The following is a 15,912-nucleotide window of genomic DNA, read 5'->3' as shown; positions in this document are numbered from 1 at the left end:
CTCAAGAAAATCGTGCCGCGCTCAGCGCAGGATAACCGACAGCTTCAGGAGGACAGAGGAGGACCGGATGATGGCGGGGGGGGTGCGGCAAGTCGGGCGATCAGTCCCGTCTTGAGCGCGAATGCGATAGGCCCGAAAACAGTCTGCCACGCTGGCAACGGCAGATCGGCCAAAATCAGCGGCGGAACCACCGGCTGAACCGAGGCGGCGAAGGAGCAATGTTGTTGAACCGGGACGCCGTCATCCTGCGAATGATGTTCTTTCCCCGGCGCTTGATCGCGATCGACCAGGACGCTGACCGCGCCCTGCCCCGTACAGAGCGTCACCATCACGCCCCGATCCGTACGAACCGGCATGAAACCGGCAGGCGTAATCAACTGGATGGCCAGGACAAGCAGCGCCAACGCGGCCAGCAAGCCCCGCGCGACTTCCGATCGTCTGATTGCCCCCGTCATAAGGCGCCGCTTAACCTCCCAAGGCCCGACTGTCATCAGGGCAAATTGCCGCAGATCGCACTTGACGTTAACGTAAAGCTTTCCTAGCTAAGACGCCATGGATCAGCGCAGCGGCATCGCGGGCATCGAATTGCCCGACAACAAAGAACGGCAAAGCTACACCATCACCGACCTGTCGGAGGAGTTTGGCGTCACGGCCCGCGCCCTGCGTTTCTATGAGGATGAAGGGCTGATCGCACCGGAACGCCACGGCCTCGCCCGCATTTATTCGCGCCGTGACCGCGCTCGGCTTGCCTGGATCCTGCGTGGCAAAAGGGTCGGCTTCAGCCTCGCCGAGATCCGCGAAATGATCGACCTTTACGATGCGGATGAGGAACATGAGGAGCAGCGGCGCGTCACAGTCGCCAAATGCAAGGCTCGCATCGAACTGCTCACCCGCCAGAAAAGCGACATAGATGCTGCCATCGCGGAACTTTCGGGCTTTGTCGCAGCTCTCGACAAGCCCTGAACATTCGCGACTAAAAAGATAACCGGAGAAGATTGATGCCCAGCTATTCCGCCCCGATTCGCGAAACCCGCTTCATACTCGACCATGTGGTGGGCCTTGATCGCTACACCAATCTGCCCGGCTTTGAGAGCGCGACGCCGGATCTGGTGGATGCCATCCTCACAGAGGGCGCGAAGATTGCTGAGGAAGTACTCTTTCCGCTGAATGCCGTCGGCGACAAGGAAGGCTGCGTTCGAAACCCGGATGGCAGCGTCACGACGCCGCCGGGCTTCAAGCAGGCATTCGACACCTATGTGGAAGGTGGATGGACCACGCTGCACGCGCCGGTCGAATATGGTGGACAAGGCCTGCCCAATATTGTCGCGTCTGCTGTTGGCGAATATGTGCTGTCGGCCAATCACAGCTTCGAAATGTATCATGGCCTGACCAGCGGGGCCGTGTCCGCTCTGCTCGCCAAGGGCAGCGAAGAGCAGAAGCAGAAATATCTCCCCAACATGGTGTCTGGCAAATGGACGGGCACGATGAACCTGACCGAGCCCCATGCGGGCACGGACCTTGGCCTCATCAAGACCAAGGCGGTGAGGCAGGGTGACGGCAGCTATTTGATCACCGGCACGAAGATCTTCATTTCTTCCGGCGAGCAGGACCTTACCGAGAATATCATCCACCTGGTGCTCGCCAAGACTCCGGACGCGCCCGAAGGCAGCAAGGGCATCTCCCTCTTTGTCGTGCCCAAGCTGTTGGTGAATGACGATGGTTCACTGGGTGAGCGCAACGCGGTATCGTGCGGATCGCTCGAACACAAAATGGGCATCCACGGCAACGCCACCTGCGTCATGAATTATGATGGCGCCAAGGGATGGATCGTGGGCGAGGAGAATAAGGGCCTCGCCGCCATGTTCATCATGATGAACGCCGCGCGCATGTGGGTAGGCATGCAGGGCCTCGGCCAGGCGGAAATCGCGTTCCAGAACGCGGTCCATTATGCGCGCGACCGGCGGCAAGGCCGCGCACTGACCGGCCCACAAGACAAAGACGAAAAAGCCGATACGCTGTTCGTCCACCCGGATGTGCGGCGCATGCTGATGGAGGCGAAGGCGCTGACCGAGGGGCTGCGCGCGCTGATGTTGTGGGGCACTATGCAGGTCGATCTGGCGCAGCACGCCGCGACGGAGGAGGAACGGCAGGCCGCCGACGATCTCGTCCAGCTGCTGACCCCGGTGCTGAAAGGCTATGGCACCGACAAGGGCTTCGACGTTGCGGTCATGTGCCAGCAGGTGTTCGGCGGTCATGGCTACATCTGGGAAAATGGCGCCGAACAATATGTACGCGACGCCCGTATTGCCCAAATCTACGAAGGCACCAACGGCGTGCAGGCGATGGACCTGGTCGGCCGCAAGCTGCCGATGAATGGCGGCCGGGCTCTGCAGGCTTTCCTGAAAATCGTCGCGGACGAGGTCGCGCAGGCGAAGGGTAATGAGAAGCTGGCTGGCGTGGCCGAGGCGCTGGAGAAGGCAAGCGGGCAGCTGGGCGCGGCGACCATGTGGCTGATGCAGAATGCGATGCAGAACCCTAATAATGCAGGGGCTGGCGCGGTACATTATATGCATATCCTGGGCATCGTTTCGACCGGCCTTATGTGGCTGCGCATGGCGAAGGCAGCTGCTGCGCTGCTGGAAGCGGGCGAAGGGGATGCGCGCTATCTGGAGGCGAAGCTGGTCACGGCGCGCTTTTTTGCTGAGCGGGTGATGCCGGATGCGGGCGCGCTGCGGCGGAAGATCGAGGGTGGCGCCGAGAGCCTGATGGCGATCGATCCCGACATGTTTTTGGCGGCCTGAACGAGGCACTCTCATTCTTTACAGGTGGGGATGACGAAATGGCTGGGTTTGTTGCCACCCCCCTCCCGCTGGCCGGAGGGGCCGGGGGTGGGCTTTCGTGACATTCGCCTTGCTTTGCAGCGGGTCGCTGGCCCCCTCCGCTACCCCTTTCATGTGCGGAAAGGCATTTCTGATTGGGTCGTGAGCGGATATCCTTCCGTCATGCCAGCGCAAGCTGGCATCTCTCACGACAGGGCACAGCTTAGCCTCATGAGATCCCAGCTTACGCTGGATGACAGGAAATGGGTGGTTGGCGGACGTTGCCCGTCTCCGGCGGCGTGATATTAGTCGGGCATGAGTTGGATGTATCTGCTGACCTCGCTGGCTTCTCCCGCCGTCGTCGATGCCCCGCCTTTTCAAAATTTCGATGTTTTCCGAAATGCATTGTCGCACGACGCATTCAACGAGATGCGCTGCAAAGGCATGTCTGCTGAGCGCACGAAACGCCTCTACAATCAGCAGTATAAAGCACGCCAAGACCGGATAAGGGCCGCAATCGTAGCGAGCCACGGCACTGAATATCTGAACAACGAAGATATCATCGCCATCGGGCTTCCATGCCCGCACTACAGGGGCGCAGAAGAGCGCCTGAAGCGATTTTTGTCTATGGTAGAACAACGCTTAAGCATACCACAACAATAACCGCCTGTCTGGCATTGGTGGTTGACCGTCGGGCGACGAAACGAACGTTCACCGGGGAGAGAAACGAGTTCTGCCCAGCTGATGCAAAAAGGCCGGGGCAGATGATGCTGCGCCCGGCCTTCTGATTTTCAGGTCTGAGACGGCGCGCGCTTAGTCGCCCCACAATTCCTTGAGCTTGCTGAAGAAGCCCGTCGACTGTGGGCATTCCTCACCGGTTTCCGTATCACGGAAAGCCTCAAGCAGTTCCTTCTGCTTGGCGGAGAGGCGGGTCGGGGTTTCGACATCGACCTGTATCACAAGGTCGCCTTGTCCCCGGCCGTTCAGCACCGGCATGCCCGCGCCGCGCTGGCGGATCTGCTTGCCGGACTGGATGCCGCTCGGGATCTTGATCTCGTGACGCTGGCCGTCGAGGCCGGGCACTTCGATGCAACCGCCGAGCGCCGCCGTGGTGAAGCTGACCGGCGCGCGGCAGAACAGGGTCGTGCCGTCCCGTTCAAAGAGCGTATGCCGCTTCACATGCAGGAAGATGTAGAGGTCGCCCGCAGGTGCGCCGCGTGCGCCCGCTTCGCCTTCACCGGAGAGGCGGATGCGGGTACCTTCATCGACGCCGGCGGGGATGTTGACGGACAGCGTCTTGGGCTTGTCCACCCGGCCTTCGCCGCGGCAGGTGCGGCAGGGGCTTTCGATCACCTGCCCCGCGCCGTGACAGCCGGGGCAAGTGCGCTCGACGACGAAGAAACCCTGCTGCGCCCGTACCTGGCCATGACCGCCGCAGGTGCCGCAGGCCTTGACGCCGGTGCCGGGCTGCGCGCCCGAACCGTCGCAGCTTTCGCAGGAGGCCGAGACCTCGATTTCTATCTCGGTCTTCTTGCCGTGATAGGCTTCATCGAGCGTGATCTCCATGTCGTAGCGCAGGTCCGCCCCGCGCCGCTGCGCCTGACGCCCGCCATTACCGCCGAAGCCGCTCTGGCCGAAGATCGTCTCGAAAATATCGCCGAGGTCGGAAAAGCCGCCCGCGCCTCCGCGCCCGTTGAAGCCGCCACCGCCGCCATTCTGGGCATTGGTATAGGCAGCGTGACCGTAGCGATCGTAGGCCGCGCGCTTCTGCGGGTCCTTCAGGCACTCATAGGCTTCGGAAACCGCCTTGAACCTCGCTTCGCCGTCGCTGCATCCCCCGGTCTTGTCCGGGTGATATTTCATCGCCAGCTTGCGATAGGCGCTCTTGATCACGCCCGCGTCGGCGGTGCGCTCGACCTCGAGCAATTCGTAATAGTCCAATTCGCTACTCATCTCGCCCCCGGCGCGCGCACGTCCCTCGGCTTCGCCCGGCACGAACGGCTACCATAACCGTTCGGTTCGAGCGAAGTCGAGAACCGTTTCATCGGGCCTTATGCCTTGTTGTCGTCTACTTCCGAAAATTCGGCGTCCACGACATCGTCATCAGCCTTCGGAGCTTCAGCGCCCGGAGCCGAGGCCTGAGCCTGTTCCTTCTCGTAGATCGCCTGGCCGAGTTTCATCGCAACCTGGGCGAGTTCCTGCGCTTTGGCCTTCATCGCTTCGGCGTCGCCGCCTTCGACAGCGGATTTGGTCGCGGCAATCGCGGTTTCGATCTCGGACTTAAGGGCCGCTTCCACCTTGTCGCCATGTTCGGAAAGCTGCTGCTCGGTGGTGTGGATCAGGCTTTCGGCATTGTTCTTGGCCTCTGCGCCTTCACGCCGCTTCTTGTCCTCTTCGGCGAAGCGTTCGGCGTCCTTGACCATCTGGTCGATGTCGGCGTCGCTGAGGCCGCCCGAAGCCTGGATGCGGATCTGCTGTTCCTTGCCCGTGCCCTTGTCCTTGGCATGGACGTTGACGAGGCCGTTGGCGTCGATGTCGAAGGTGACCTCGATCTGCGGCACACCGCGCGGCGCGGGCGGGATGCCCACCAGATCGAATTGGCCGAGCAGCTTGTTGTCCGCCGCCATTTCACGCTCGCCCTGGAACACGCGGATCGTCACCGCCTGCTGATTGTCGTCAGCGGTCGAGTAAACCTGCGACTTCTTGGCCGGGATGGTGGTGTTGCGGTCGATCATGCGGGTGAACACGCCGCCCAGCGTCTCGATGCCGAGCGACAGCGGGGTGACGTCGAGCAACAGCACATCCTTGACGTCGCCCTGCAACACGCCCGCCTGGATGGCCGCGCCCATGGCGACGACTTCGTCCGGGTTGACGCCGGTGTGCGGTTCCTTACCGAAGAATTCCTTCACGGCCTCGCGCACCTTGGGCATGCGGGTCATGCCGCCGACGAGGACGACTTCGCTGATCTCGCTCGCGGAAATGCCAGCGTCGGCCATAGCCTTCTTGCAAGGCTCCATGGTGCGCTTGATGAGGTCCGTCACCAGACGCTCCAGATCGGCGCGGGTGATGTTCTTCACCAGATGCTTGGGGCCATTCTGGTCAGCGGTGATGAAAGGCAGGTTGACTTCGGTCGACTGCGCCGAGGACAGTTCGATCTTCGCCTTCTCGGCCGCTTCCTTTAGACGCTGAAGGGCCAGCTTGTCCTTGGTGAGGTCGATGCCCTCATCCTTCTTGAAGCCTTCGGCCAGATATTCGACCAGCTTGGCGTCGAAATCTTCACCGCCAAGGAAGGTGTCGCCGTTGGTCGACTTCACCTCAAACACGCCATCGCCGATTTCGAGAATCGAGATGTCGAAGGTGCCGCCGCCAAGGTCATAAACCGCGATCGTCTTGCCGTCCTGCTTCTCAAGCCCGTAGGCGAGTGCAGCAGCGGTCGGCTCGTTGATGATGCGCAGCACTTCCAGGCCAGCGATCTGGCCGGCGTCCTTGGTCGCCTGACGCTGGGCGTCGTTGAAGTAAGCGGGAACGGTGATGACCGCCTGCGTGACCGTCTCGCCGAGGTAGCTCTCGGCGGTTTCCTTCATCTTTTGAAGCGTGAAGGCAGAAATCTGCGAAGGCGAATAATCCTTGCCGCCCGCCTGAACCCATGCGTCGCCATTGCCGCCCTTCACGATGTGATAGGGGACCAGCTCCATGTCCTTCTTGGTGGTCGGATCGTCGAAGCGTCGGCCAATCAGGCGCTTCACCGCGAAAATCGTGTTGTCTGGATTGGTGACGGCCTGGCGCTTGGCAGGCTGGCCGATCAGGCGCTCGCCATCCTTGGTGAAGGCCACGATCGACGGCGTGGTGCGCGCGCCTTCCGCATTTTCGATCACCTTGGGCTTGCCGCCATCCATCACAGCCACGCAGCTGTTGGTGGTGCCAAGGTCAATGCCGATTACTTTTCCCATCTTGTCCTCTTAAACCCCAATTTCATTCAGCGGTTGACGGCCCCATACCTCACGAAAGCGCCAAGGCAAGGCCGTTTGCGGATGGGATATAGGCGTGATCTTTCTTGGCACAAGAAGCGCGGGCGATTACCGTAACAACCGACCGGAAACGAGACAGTCACGAAAGCCTCCTGATGCGCGCACTCTTCAGCCTCTTTGCCCTTGCCGCTCCTTTCACGCTTGCGGCATGCGGCGATCCTGCACCGACCTATATCGACCAGGCCTGGGTCCGCCTGAGCCCCAACAAGGATACGCCATCGGCTGGATATTTCGTGGTGCATGGCGGTGACGCAGCGACGCAACTACGCGGCGTGCTTACCGATTACGCGCTCAAGGTAGAGATGCATGAGAGCATGGATCATGACGGCATAATGATGATGCAGAAGATCGATTCAGTCGACATTCCCGCTAAGACGAAGGTCGCCTTCGCGCCGGGCGGCAAGCATCTGATGATCTGGGGAGTCAATGATACGGCTATCAGCCGGGGCAAGATGACGCTGACCTTCCTCCTCGCCAATGGCGACCGCCTGCTGGTCGATGCCGCGATCCAGAAGCCTGGCGCGCCGACGCCCAAGGCCGAGGAGTCCAGCAAGCATTGAGCAGCCGCGCCCTTACACAGGGAGAAATCATGCTTGCCCGCTCGGTCTTCGGCGATGCGATACTCTATGATCAGGTGCGGGCTCACAATCGTAAATGGTGGCCATTTCAGCCCGCCCGCGTGACGATGTCGCCGGACGGCCATCTCTGGTTCAATCCAAAAAGCGGCCTCTTCTGCGCGGATTTCTGCGACCAGGGGCTGCACTTGCAGGGTCATTTCATCCACGAGATGACCCATGTCTGGCAAGCTCAGAGGGGCGGCAAATGGTATCTGCCGCTGATGCGCCATCCCTTCTGCCGCTATGGTTACGACATTGTGCAGGGTCGGCCTTTCGGGGGGTATGGACTTGAACAACAGGCGGAGATCGTCCGCCATGCGTTTCTGATGCGGAAAGGCGCACGCGTGGAGGGCAAGCCGCCGCTGCATGTCTATGAAGAGCTACTCCCCTTCAGCCGGGCCTAGTCGTAAGACAGGTTTTCGTCGCCAAAATCTGTTATCTTGGCCCGCATGCGGCTGATCGCACCATTCCTACCGCTGGCGGCCTTCTTCGCCACGCCAGCCTTGGCAGAGCCTTCGCCCACTCAGTGTGCGGGCCATTATTATCTTCGTGGTGTCATGGAAACCGGATCTGAACTCATGCTCCGGCCGGACGGGCGGTTTCAATGGTATCTCGTCTACGGCGCTCTTGATCTTTTCGCCGAAGGACGCTGGCAGGAGGTGGATGACACCGTCCGGCTGCTGGCCGAACCGACGAAAGACGTGCCGCAGCCCGGTTTCAATACGTTGACACTAACCATCCGGGGCAACGAACTGATCCCGCCCGATGGACGCGGAGCGTACATCCGTCCCTCAGACGAAGCGGACTGAAATCCTCAGCTAACCGCCGCCTCCAGCAAACGGATGCTCCCCGCATCAGCATCAATTTCAGCGCGCACGCCCAACGGCAGGCTGAACTGGCTCGCGACATGACCTATGGCAGCGCCTTGAAATGCTGGAACGCTAAGGGGGCCGAAATGCTGCTGTAGCACTTCGGACAAGGTGAAACCGCCATAGGACGGCTCGCGCGCGCTACAGCTCGTGCACTGACCAAACACCACGCCCGCTACCTTGCCGAGAATGCCTGCCTGCGACAGCTGGGTCAGCATCCGGTCGATCCGGTAGGGTGCCTCATCCACATCCTCCAGAAACAGGATGGCACCCGCAAAGTCTGGCAGCCAGCCCGTGCCCATCATGGCCGCCAGCACGGTCAGGTTACCGCCCAGCAATCGCCCGCTGGCACGTCCTGCGCCAAAGGTCCGGATGCGTCCGCCCAATGGAACCAGCCGGTCCTCCTTGGGCTGCGGGTTGATCAAGGTCGGTGTGGCACCTTCAAAGGCAATCGCGCGAAAGGCGTCCCAGCTGAATTGCGGCCAGCTGCTTGCGGCATTGGGTCCATGGATCGTCGTAAAACCCGCTCGCGCCGCAAAGGCCATGTGTAACGCTGTTATGTCGCTGAATCCGATCAGCAGTTTGGGGTTCGCGCGAATCGTTGCAAAGTCCAGATGAGGCAGGATGCGCGCGCATCCCCATCCGCCTCGAACAGCAAACACGGCCCGGACCTCCGGATCGGCAAACATCGCGTTCACATCGGCGGCCCGGTCCTCGTCCTTGCCCGCCAGATAGCCATGTCGTTCGACCAGATGCCGGGCCGGCTTGGGCTTCAACCCCATCGCCAATATCGTTTCCCGCACGACAGCCAGATCGAACATATCATCCGTAAAGCCCGCAGGCTCAACAAGCCCCACGACATCGCCCGGACGCAAACGTGGCGGCTTGATGAGGGTTGGAACAGGTGCCTTGGCGGCCAACAGGGCGGTCCCCATGCCCGCCAGCATCATCCGCCTGTCGAAGCCCGGATAGCCGCTCAAAAAGCGCTCCCATCCTTGCGCCGATAGCCTCCCATCGACCATCTAAGATCGATGTCAGGATAATGCGCGTCCCCCTGCGGCACTCGCCCGAAAGCCAGGAACTCGCAATCGCCCTCACTTTCATTGATAAGCTGGTGCCCATTCGGCTCTCCCTTTGGAAAAGCTGCCATGTCACCTGCCTGCATAGAAAAGCGGCCTTCTTCTTCGATCAGCACGGCCTGCCCGCTCAGCATGACGACGAATTCATCTTCGTCCTCATGCCAGTGCCGCTGCGATGAAGCCGCGCCTGGTTTCAATATCACATGACTGATGCCAAAATCGGCGAGCCCGCAACCATGGCCGAGCTTTCGCACCCAGCGTCCATCGACTGCCCCAGAATAAGGTGCCGGATAACCGGTCCTGTTGTTCTGCTCTATGGCTGCAAGATCGATCTTGGGCATGATCTCTTCCTCCGCTGGCAAAGGCGCTCGGGTTTCGCTAACGCAGCCCCATGAGCATGACCAGCACCAATGCCGACACAGTGGACATAGCACGAAAGCTGATTGCATGTCCTTCGGTAACGCCTGCGCGGGGTGAGGTTTTCGCCGTGCTGGAGGCGATGCTGGTCCCGCTCGGCTTCACGGTAGACCGCTTTGTTGTGGGGGAGGAGCCTGACGGTCCGGTCGAAAATCTGCTCGCCTGGCGGACGACCGGAGCGGGTCCGCACTTCGCCTTCGCCGGGCATCTGGACGTAGTGCCGCCCGGGGATGGCTGGACAAGCGACCCATTCACGCCCGAGCTTCGCGGCGACCTGCTCTACGGTCGCGGCGCGGTCGATATGAAGGGGTCGATAGCTGCATTCGTCGCCGCGCTTGCCAGCATTCCGGAAGACCTGCCGGGTACGGTCAGCCTCATCATCACTGGCGACGAAGAAGGCCCTGCGGTTTTCGGCACGCTGGCGCTCATGGATCGCATGGCCGCGCATGGACTACGGCCCGATCTCTGCCTGGTTGGTGAACCCACGTCATCCCAGCGGCTCGGAGACGTCATCAAAGTGGGCCGACGCGGTTCGGTGAACATGTGGATCCGGGTTGACGGAGTGCAGGGGCATGTCGCCTATCCGCATCTGGCCGACAATCCCGTGCCACGGCTCGTTCGCATTCTTGCCGCCATAGATGCCGTGGTGCTGGACGAAGGCACCGACTGGTTTCAGCCAAGCAATATCGAGATCACCGACCTGGAAGTCGGCAACTCCGCAACCAATGTCATTCCAGCCGCAGCGAATGCGCGCATCTCCATCCGCTTCAATGATCGACATAGTGGCGCGCAGTTGATTGAACGGATCAACGCGATCGCCGCAGCGGAGGGCGGCACCGTCACCGCAAAGATCAGCGGCGAACCATTTCTGACCGAACCCGGAGCCTTGTCCAGTCTTGTCGCAGGAGCGATCAGAGAAGTGACCGGGGTGGAAGCGGAGCTTTCCACTACTGGTGGCACTTCGGACGCGCGTTTCCTGTCGCGCCTCTGCCCAGTAGTCGAATTCGGCTTGAATAATGCGACGATGCACAAGCTGGATGAGGCAGTGGCCGTGCAGGACCTGCAAGATCTGACGCGCATATACGCGCTTATTGTCCGCCGGGCCCTAGCGGCCTGATCTTCAAACCATTCGGCGCTGGATGGCCTGCTTTGGTGCAAAGCGGGCCAGATAATCCTGCTCGCTGGTGGGTCGGGCAAAATGATATCCCTGGAACAGCGTGCAACCGATAACGCGCAGCATTTCCATTTGCGCTTCCGATTCGACACCCTCCACCACAACCTCCATCCCCAGCCCCTGGATGAGGCCGACAACGGCACTGCAAATCGTACGTGCCTCGGCTGATACGGCGATGTCGCGCACCAAACTCCGGTCGATCTTGACCCGATCGACGGGCAGCTCCTTAAGGCGGGACAGGTTGGAATAGCCAGTACCGAAATCATCGATGGCGATCCGCACGCCTTCCTCACGCAGCGCTTTCAACTGCGCACGCACCCGCTCGTCCATTCCCATCGCCAGCGATTCGGAAATTTCCAGCTCCAGCATGTGCGGCGGGGTCTTATGCGCCGCCATGGCGTGCCGCAGCCGCAGGAAGAAATCCGCTTGGGACAGTTCCCGTGACGAGATGTTGACCGCGATGCGCTGCCCGATCTCGGCCTTCGACCAACGCGCCGCCGTTTCGCAAACGCGGCTCATTACCCAATCGCCCAACGCCACGATGGCGCCGCTTTCCTCCGCGACAGGTACGAAGAAGCCCGGCATGACCATGTCACGTTCGGGGTGTGCCCAGCGGATCAAGGCTTCGGCCGTGACGACCCGGCCACTCACAGCCTCCACCTGCGGCTGGAACTCCAGAATAAATTCGTCCCGTTGCAGCGCCAGCAACAAATCCCGCTCCAGTTCAGCGCGGTCGGCGGCTTCCAGCGCCAGTTCGGCAGTGAACATCTCGGCCCGGTTCCGGCCCCGGTGCTTGGCATGATACATGGCGATATCGGCGGATCGCAGCAGGGCAGAGAGGGTATCGCCGTGATCGGGGTAACAGGCGATGCCGATCGATGCGCCCAACTCGATATGCTGGCTGCCCAGATCGAAGCGCTCGCTCAGGGCGAATTGAATAGCGCGCGCGATCCGGCTCGCAGCCTCGGGTCCGGGCAACTGGGGGAAGAACATCGTGAACTCATCACCCGCGAGCCGACCGATGACCGCATCGTTCATGCCTGCACTGACCTGCGCCATCACGACTTCGCGGAGACGTCCGGCGACACGAGCGAGCAGTTGGTCGCCCGCAGCATGGCCCAGCGTGTCATTCACCCCCTTGAAGCCATCGAGATCGATAAAGAACAGCGCCGCTGCACAGGTCTCTTCCCGCTCGGCAAGTAACCTTTCAACCTGTCGGCAAAAGCTGGTTCGGTTGGCAAGGCCCGTCACCTGGTCAAACAATGCGAGCGTTTGCACATGGTCGAGGTTGGTGCGGACCTGACTGAACAGGCTGGTCATCGCCACCGACAAATCGGGCAATTCGACGGCGATCTCGGGCGGTACGGACGATTGCAGATCACCATGGGCAGCGGCGATCAGCCTTTCGGTTGCGACATCAATGGCGCTCGCGGTCGTGGCGACCGTCTGGCGCGCTGAAGCCCAACTCAATGTGCCGCAAAGGATCGCGACGATCAGCGATCTGCCGATACCCAGGATATCATTGGCCTGATCCTGCCCAAGCACAAGCGACAGGATGAACACCAGCGCTCCCGCGGCGCAGGCGAAGGCGGTGGCGCGGCTTTTCAATGTCACGCCCTGCATGTGCCTCCTGCCCAGAGCGTAGCTCGATAATGAGCCACGGATCGGGATGCTTATGGAGGATGCTGGTTAAGAAAAGGTCAGTGGCAGACCTTCGCACGGCTATTTTTTGCGCCGCAATATGATGTAGATAGCTCCGTCGCCGCCATGGCGGGGATGGGCCTGTCTGACGCTTGCGATCCGGTCTGCAAAGGGGCTGGTTTCAAGCCAGTGACCGATCTCACCCCGGATTGCGCCCCGCCGAGATTCTCGGTTTGGAACAGCAGCTTTGGGAGGCTTCCCTGTAATCACGAGCAGGATGCGCAAATCACGGGCCAATGCGGACGAAAGCGCCTGATTCAGCATTGCATACGCGCTCGAGAGGGTGTGACCGTGGAGGTCGATTGCCACGTCCGGTGCCAGTGTCCCGCCACGGATACGGCGCTCCCATCCATTATCGAGAATAGCTGCCGGGGAGCGGGATGGACGTGTTTCCATAGGCCGCGAAGGAACAGGCGGCAAAGCTCGGCTGCCTGGCACCGTTGCGACAGGCTCAGTCATATCGACTTTATGCCCACTAGGCCGCAGTGGGCGAACGGATCGAGTAAGAGCGCTCCAAAGCGCCTGTTCGTCAGAGGAAAGATGCCGACGGGCCATCGCCAGCCGCAATTATTGTGACGTCAGCCGCGCCGCCGATCCAACGGGCAGCAAGATCAGCGCGCTACCGCGTGCCGACATGCCCCCGGCGATCGACCGTGCTCGGCTACCTGCACCCCAGAAACTGTCGAACCGATTGGCGCCCTTGATGGCACCGCCCGTATCCTGGGCAATCCAGACGCCATTGGGCTCCGCGCGATCAAGCGAAAGCAGCACCGGCGCGCCCATCGGGACATATCGCGGATCAGCGGCGACGGTCGCCTCAGCCGTCACCGGCACCCCCATGGCGCCAATCGGCCCCGGCCCTGCCAGTTCGCGAAAAAACACGAAGCTCTTGTTTTCATTCATGATCTGCGCGCCCTCCACCGGGTTGGCGCGCAACCATGCCATGATATCCTGCATCGATCCCGCCTGGATCAGTCCGCGATCCTTCATCAGCTTGCCGATGCCAGCATAATCGCGGCCATTCTGCCCGTCATAGCCGATCCGCATGACATCGCCACCGGGCAGCAGCAGACGTCCACTGCCCTGCACCTGAAGAAAGAAGAATTCGACCGGGTCCGCCGCCCACGCAAGTTCGAGTCCGCGACCAGCCAGCGCTCCAGCGACGATTTGGGAACGCTCGTCAAAGGGGACGAAATTGCTCCCTTGCACCTTGCCGCGGATGGTCTTGCCCTTGAGACTGTCACTGAACAAGCCAAGACTGACGTCGATCAGCTCGGGCGGACGGCGATAGATCGGGATCTGGTAGCCTGCTTGCTCATTTCGCGACCCGGAGATTTCAGGCTCATAATATCCCGTGACGAACGCTGTGCCGGGACCGACCTGCACCGCCTCGAAATAGCGGGCGAAAAATTCATTGGCGCTGGCTTCAGGCCAGCTGGACGCGGCAGCGCAGGCATTGTTCCAGTCCGATCCTCTTGTAAGGCCGCTCTGATCGATGCGCTTCATCAGCGACGGGCAGGAAAGACGAAATGCCTCCAGCGCCTTGCGTGAACGCTCTCCCGCTTGGATCAGTGGCGCAATGTCGGGACCACGCGTAACTCCGGCGGCGACCGCAGTTAAATTGTCGGCAGCCTCGGTCGATGGCGTCGCGGACGGTAAAGCGGGGCGCGGCGTCGCGGGAACTGCGCTGACCGGGGCCTTGGACCCGCGCACTGGTCTCGAAGGGGCAGGACCTGTCGCTCCGGGTGGGATGACACCGCCCGCGCATGCCGACAAGAGCAGCGCAGCCGACAGCGCTGCCCACGGCTGCCTGAAGTTCATGCCGCCTCGTCGGTTTCGCTAAGCTTCCAGTTGGGATCGGTGCTGCGCAGGTCGCGCGTGAATGTCCAGATATCGTTGGTGCTCACCGCATCGGTCAACGAACCAGCGACGACATTGCCGTCCTTGTCCCTGGTCACCGCTGCAATATCGGCCTCGAAACGAAGCGAAACTTCGGCAACACGTCCATCGACGCTGGCCCCCACGATCTGCGCCTTTTCGATGCGAACAAGCCGGTTGTCGAGCACATGACCAGCCGCCTCACGCTGTGCGATCGCTTCCTCAAAAGAGGTCAGCACTTCTGCATCGCACAGCCATTCCAGTTCCGAACGATCGCCCCGCCAGAATGCCTCCAGCACCATCTTGTAGGCTGCTTTTGCACCCTCGACAAATTGCGGGACATCGAAATTCCGGTCGGCCGCGATCAATGCACGCACGCCAGCTTCGCCACCTTGGGCAATCAAGCCATCGGCCAACCGCACCGAATCACCGGCCATGTCCGTCATCGTGCGAGGCTGAAGAACAGTTACCTTCGCCCTGTCCTCAGCCGAACGCAACGCAGGTTCCTGCTCATGCCCCGTCCGCTTTCCCAGTACGGAGTAGAGCCGCAACGCCAGAAAACCGGCGATGAGGGCGAGGATCACGATTACATACACGGGGCAAAGAACCCTTTAGACTAGATCTGAAAACGACAACGCAATCAACATAGGCATGTTTCCGCCCATATTCAAATGGCGCCTTTCGGCGGCGGCATTGCCCTGCCCCGCCGCCCCTGCTAAGCGCACGGGCCAACGTCTTGGGGCCGGTTGCCCCCGGACCAACAGGAAATTCAGGGAACTCAAATGGCCGACGAAGCCGATACGATCCAGACCAGCGCGGGTAACGGCGCCGACACGAGCCCACAGATCGCGCTCATCAGCCAATATGTGAAGGATCTCTCGTTCGAGAACCCTAATTCGCCTGCCGTCTATCAGTGGCCGGACCAGCCACAAATCGATGTTCAGTTCAACATCGGAGCTGACAAGGTCGGTGATGAAGTCGTGGAAGTTTCGTTGAAAATCGAGGTGAAGGCGCTCGCTCCGCAGGGCACGGCATTTGCGGTCGAACTGCTGTACGCCGCGCTCTTCGGCATGCGCAATGTGCCGGACGAACAGCTTCAGCCTTTCATGCTGGCAGAAGCGCCGCGCCTGCTCTTTCCCTTCGCCCGCCGCGTTCTGGCCGATGCGATCCGCGATGGCGGTTTCCCGCCGCTGTTGCTGGACCCGATCGATTTCGGTGGACTTTACGAGCAGCAGGCTCAGGCGATCGCACAAACCGCAGGCGAACCGGCTGGTCACGCCTGAAGCACATATGAGGCCGCACTCCGCTCCCGCTGGGCTCGCCAAGCTTG

17 protein-coding genes are annotated in these 15,912 nt (G+C 61.1%); 8 read left to right on the top strand and 9 right to left on the bottom strand.

Going from position 1 to position 15,912, the window contains the following annotated elements:
• Positions 1 to 44: 44 nt before the first annotated feature.
• Complete coding sequence (locus ACYU81_RS09180; RefSeq protein WP_460987358.1) at positions 45 to 455, bottom strand: DUF2946 family protein; 411 nt, start codon at positions 453 to 455, stop codon at positions 45 to 47.
• Positions 456 to 552: 97 nt separating this feature from the next.
• Here ACYU81_RS09180 and ACYU81_RS09175 point away from each other — a divergent pair, with 97 nt between their 5' ends.
• The 3 genes from ACYU81_RS09175 to ACYU81_RS09165 all read left to right on the top strand — a co-directional run bounded on the left by ACYU81_RS09175 (position 553) and on the right by ACYU81_RS09165 (position 3,482).
• Positions 553 to 963 carry a MerR family transcriptional regulator gene (locus ACYU81_RS09175; RefSeq protein ID WP_449471002.1) on the top strand — a complete coding sequence of 137 codons (411 nt, stop codon included), beginning with the start codon at positions 553 to 555 and terminating at the stop codon, positions 961 to 963.
• 35 nt (positions 964 to 998) lie between these two features.
• Positions 999 to 2,801, top strand: coding sequence for an acyl-CoA dehydrogenase C-terminal domain-containing protein (locus ACYU81_RS09170; protein WP_460987356.1), 1,803 nt, complete (start codon positions 999 to 1,001; stop codon positions 2,799 to 2,801).
• Positions 2,802 to 3,143: 342 nt separating this feature from the next.
• Positions 3,144 to 3,482, top strand: coding sequence for a hypothetical protein (locus ACYU81_RS09165; RefSeq protein ID WP_449470998.1), 339 nt, complete (start codon positions 3,144 to 3,146; stop codon positions 3,480 to 3,482).
• A gap of 150 nt (positions 3,483 to 3,632) precedes the next feature.
• Here the strand turns inward: ACYU81_RS09165 and dnaJ are convergent, their stop codons facing one another.
• Together dnaJ and dnaK are read right to left on the bottom strand one after the other, a co-directional pair.
• Positions 3,633 to 4,772, bottom strand: a complete 1,140-nt coding sequence (dnaJ, locus tag ACYU81_RS09160) for a molecular chaperone DnaJ (RefSeq protein ID WP_449470996.1) — start codon at positions 4,770 to 4,772, stop codon at positions 3,633 to 3,635.
• A gap of 98 nt (positions 4,773 to 4,870) precedes the next feature.
• Positions 4,871 to 6,769, bottom strand: a complete 1,899-nt coding sequence (gene dnaK, locus ACYU81_RS09155) for a molecular chaperone DnaK (RefSeq protein WP_460987354.1) — start codon at positions 6,767 to 6,769, stop codon at positions 4,871 to 4,873.
• 173 nt (positions 6,770 to 6,942) lie between these two features.
• Between dnaK and ACYU81_RS09150 the strand changes: the two genes are divergently transcribed.
• From ACYU81_RS09150 to ACYU81_RS09140, 3 genes are read left to right on the top strand one after another with little or no spacing between them, the layout of a single operon-like run.
• A complete protein-coding gene (locus ACYU81_RS09150) occupies positions 6,943 to 7,407 on the top strand; it encodes a copper chaperone PCu(A)C (protein ID WP_460987352.1) in 465 nt (154 codons plus the stop codon).
• Positions 7,404 to 7,868 (top strand): vgr related protein, encoded by a 465-nt coding sequence (locus tag ACYU81_RS09145; protein ID WP_460987350.1) that lies wholly within the window; start codon positions 7,404 to 7,406, stop codon positions 7,866 to 7,868. The genes ACYU81_RS09150 and ACYU81_RS09145 overlap by 4 nt, the downstream gene beginning before the upstream one ends.
• A gap of 45 nt (positions 7,869 to 7,913) precedes the next feature.
• Entirely contained in the window at positions 7,914 to 8,273 is a 360-nt protein-coding gene (locus ACYU81_RS09140; RefSeq protein WP_460987348.1) for a hypothetical protein, read from the top strand.
• A 5-nt stretch (positions 8,274 to 8,278) separates the two neighbouring features.
• Here the strand turns inward: ACYU81_RS09140 and ACYU81_RS09135 are convergent, their stop codons facing one another.
• On the bottom strand, positions 8,279 to 9,283 hold the full coding sequence (locus ACYU81_RS09135) for a S66 peptidase family protein (protein WP_460988152.1): 1,005 nt from the start codon (positions 9,281 to 9,283) through the stop codon (positions 8,279 to 8,281).
• Positions 9,284 to 9,309: 26 nt separating this feature from the next.
• A complete protein-coding gene (locus ACYU81_RS09130; RefSeq protein WP_460987346.1) occupies positions 9,310 to 9,753 on the bottom strand; it encodes a cupin domain-containing protein in 444 nt (147 codons plus the stop codon).
• A 50-nt stretch (positions 9,754 to 9,803) separates the two neighbouring features.
• Between ACYU81_RS09130 and dapE the strand changes: the two genes are divergently transcribed.
• On the top strand, positions 9,804 to 10,946 hold the full coding sequence (gene dapE, locus ACYU81_RS09125) for a succinyl-diaminopimelate desuccinylase (RefSeq protein WP_460987344.1): 1,143 nt from the start codon (positions 9,804 to 9,806) through the stop codon (positions 10,944 to 10,946).
• Positions 10,947 to 10,949: 3 nt separating this feature from the next.
• Here dapE and ACYU81_RS09120 read toward each other — a convergent pair whose 3' ends face one another.
• The 4 genes from ACYU81_RS09120 to ACYU81_RS09105 all read right to left on the bottom strand — a co-directional run bounded on the left by ACYU81_RS09120 (position 10,950) and on the right by ACYU81_RS09105 (position 15,178).
• Complete coding sequence (locus ACYU81_RS09120) at positions 10,950 to 12,626, bottom strand: putative bifunctional diguanylate cyclase/phosphodiesterase (protein ID WP_460987342.1); 1,677 nt, start codon at positions 12,624 to 12,626, stop codon at positions 10,950 to 10,952.
• A 99-nt stretch (positions 12,627 to 12,725) separates the two neighbouring features.
• Positions 12,726 to 13,259 carry a Smr/MutS family protein gene (locus tag ACYU81_RS09115; protein WP_460988151.1) on the bottom strand — a complete coding sequence of 178 codons (534 nt, stop codon included), beginning with the start codon at positions 13,257 to 13,259 and terminating at the stop codon, positions 12,726 to 12,728.
• A 12-nt stretch (positions 13,260 to 13,271) separates the two neighbouring features.
• The gene (gene mltA / locus ACYU81_RS09110; RefSeq protein WP_460987340.1) at positions 13,272 to 14,525 is read right to left on the bottom strand and encodes a murein transglycosylase A; all 1,254 of its coding nucleotides are present in this window, start codon (positions 14,523 to 14,525) and stop codon (positions 13,272 to 13,274) included.
• The gene (locus tag ACYU81_RS09105; RefSeq protein ID WP_460987338.1) at positions 14,522 to 15,178 is read right to left on the bottom strand and encodes a Tim44/TimA family putative adaptor protein; all 657 of its coding nucleotides are present in this window, start codon (positions 15,176 to 15,178) and stop codon (positions 14,522 to 14,524) included. The genes mltA and ACYU81_RS09105 overlap by 4 nt, the downstream gene beginning before the upstream one ends.
• Before the next feature lie 186 nt (positions 15,179 to 15,364).
• Between ACYU81_RS09105 and secB the strand changes: the two genes are divergently transcribed.
• On the top strand, positions 15,365 to 15,865 hold the full coding sequence (gene secB, locus ACYU81_RS09100; protein WP_460987336.1) for a protein-export chaperone SecB: 501 nt from the start codon (positions 15,365 to 15,367) through the stop codon (positions 15,863 to 15,865).
• The last annotated feature ends 47 nt before the right edge of the window (positions 15,866 to 15,912 follow it).

This window comes from Sphingobium sp. TomTYG75, from assembly GCF_054771635.1.
The sequence above is the reverse complement of the archived record's forward strand: the minus strand, read 5'-3'. Positions and strand labels throughout refer to the sequence as shown.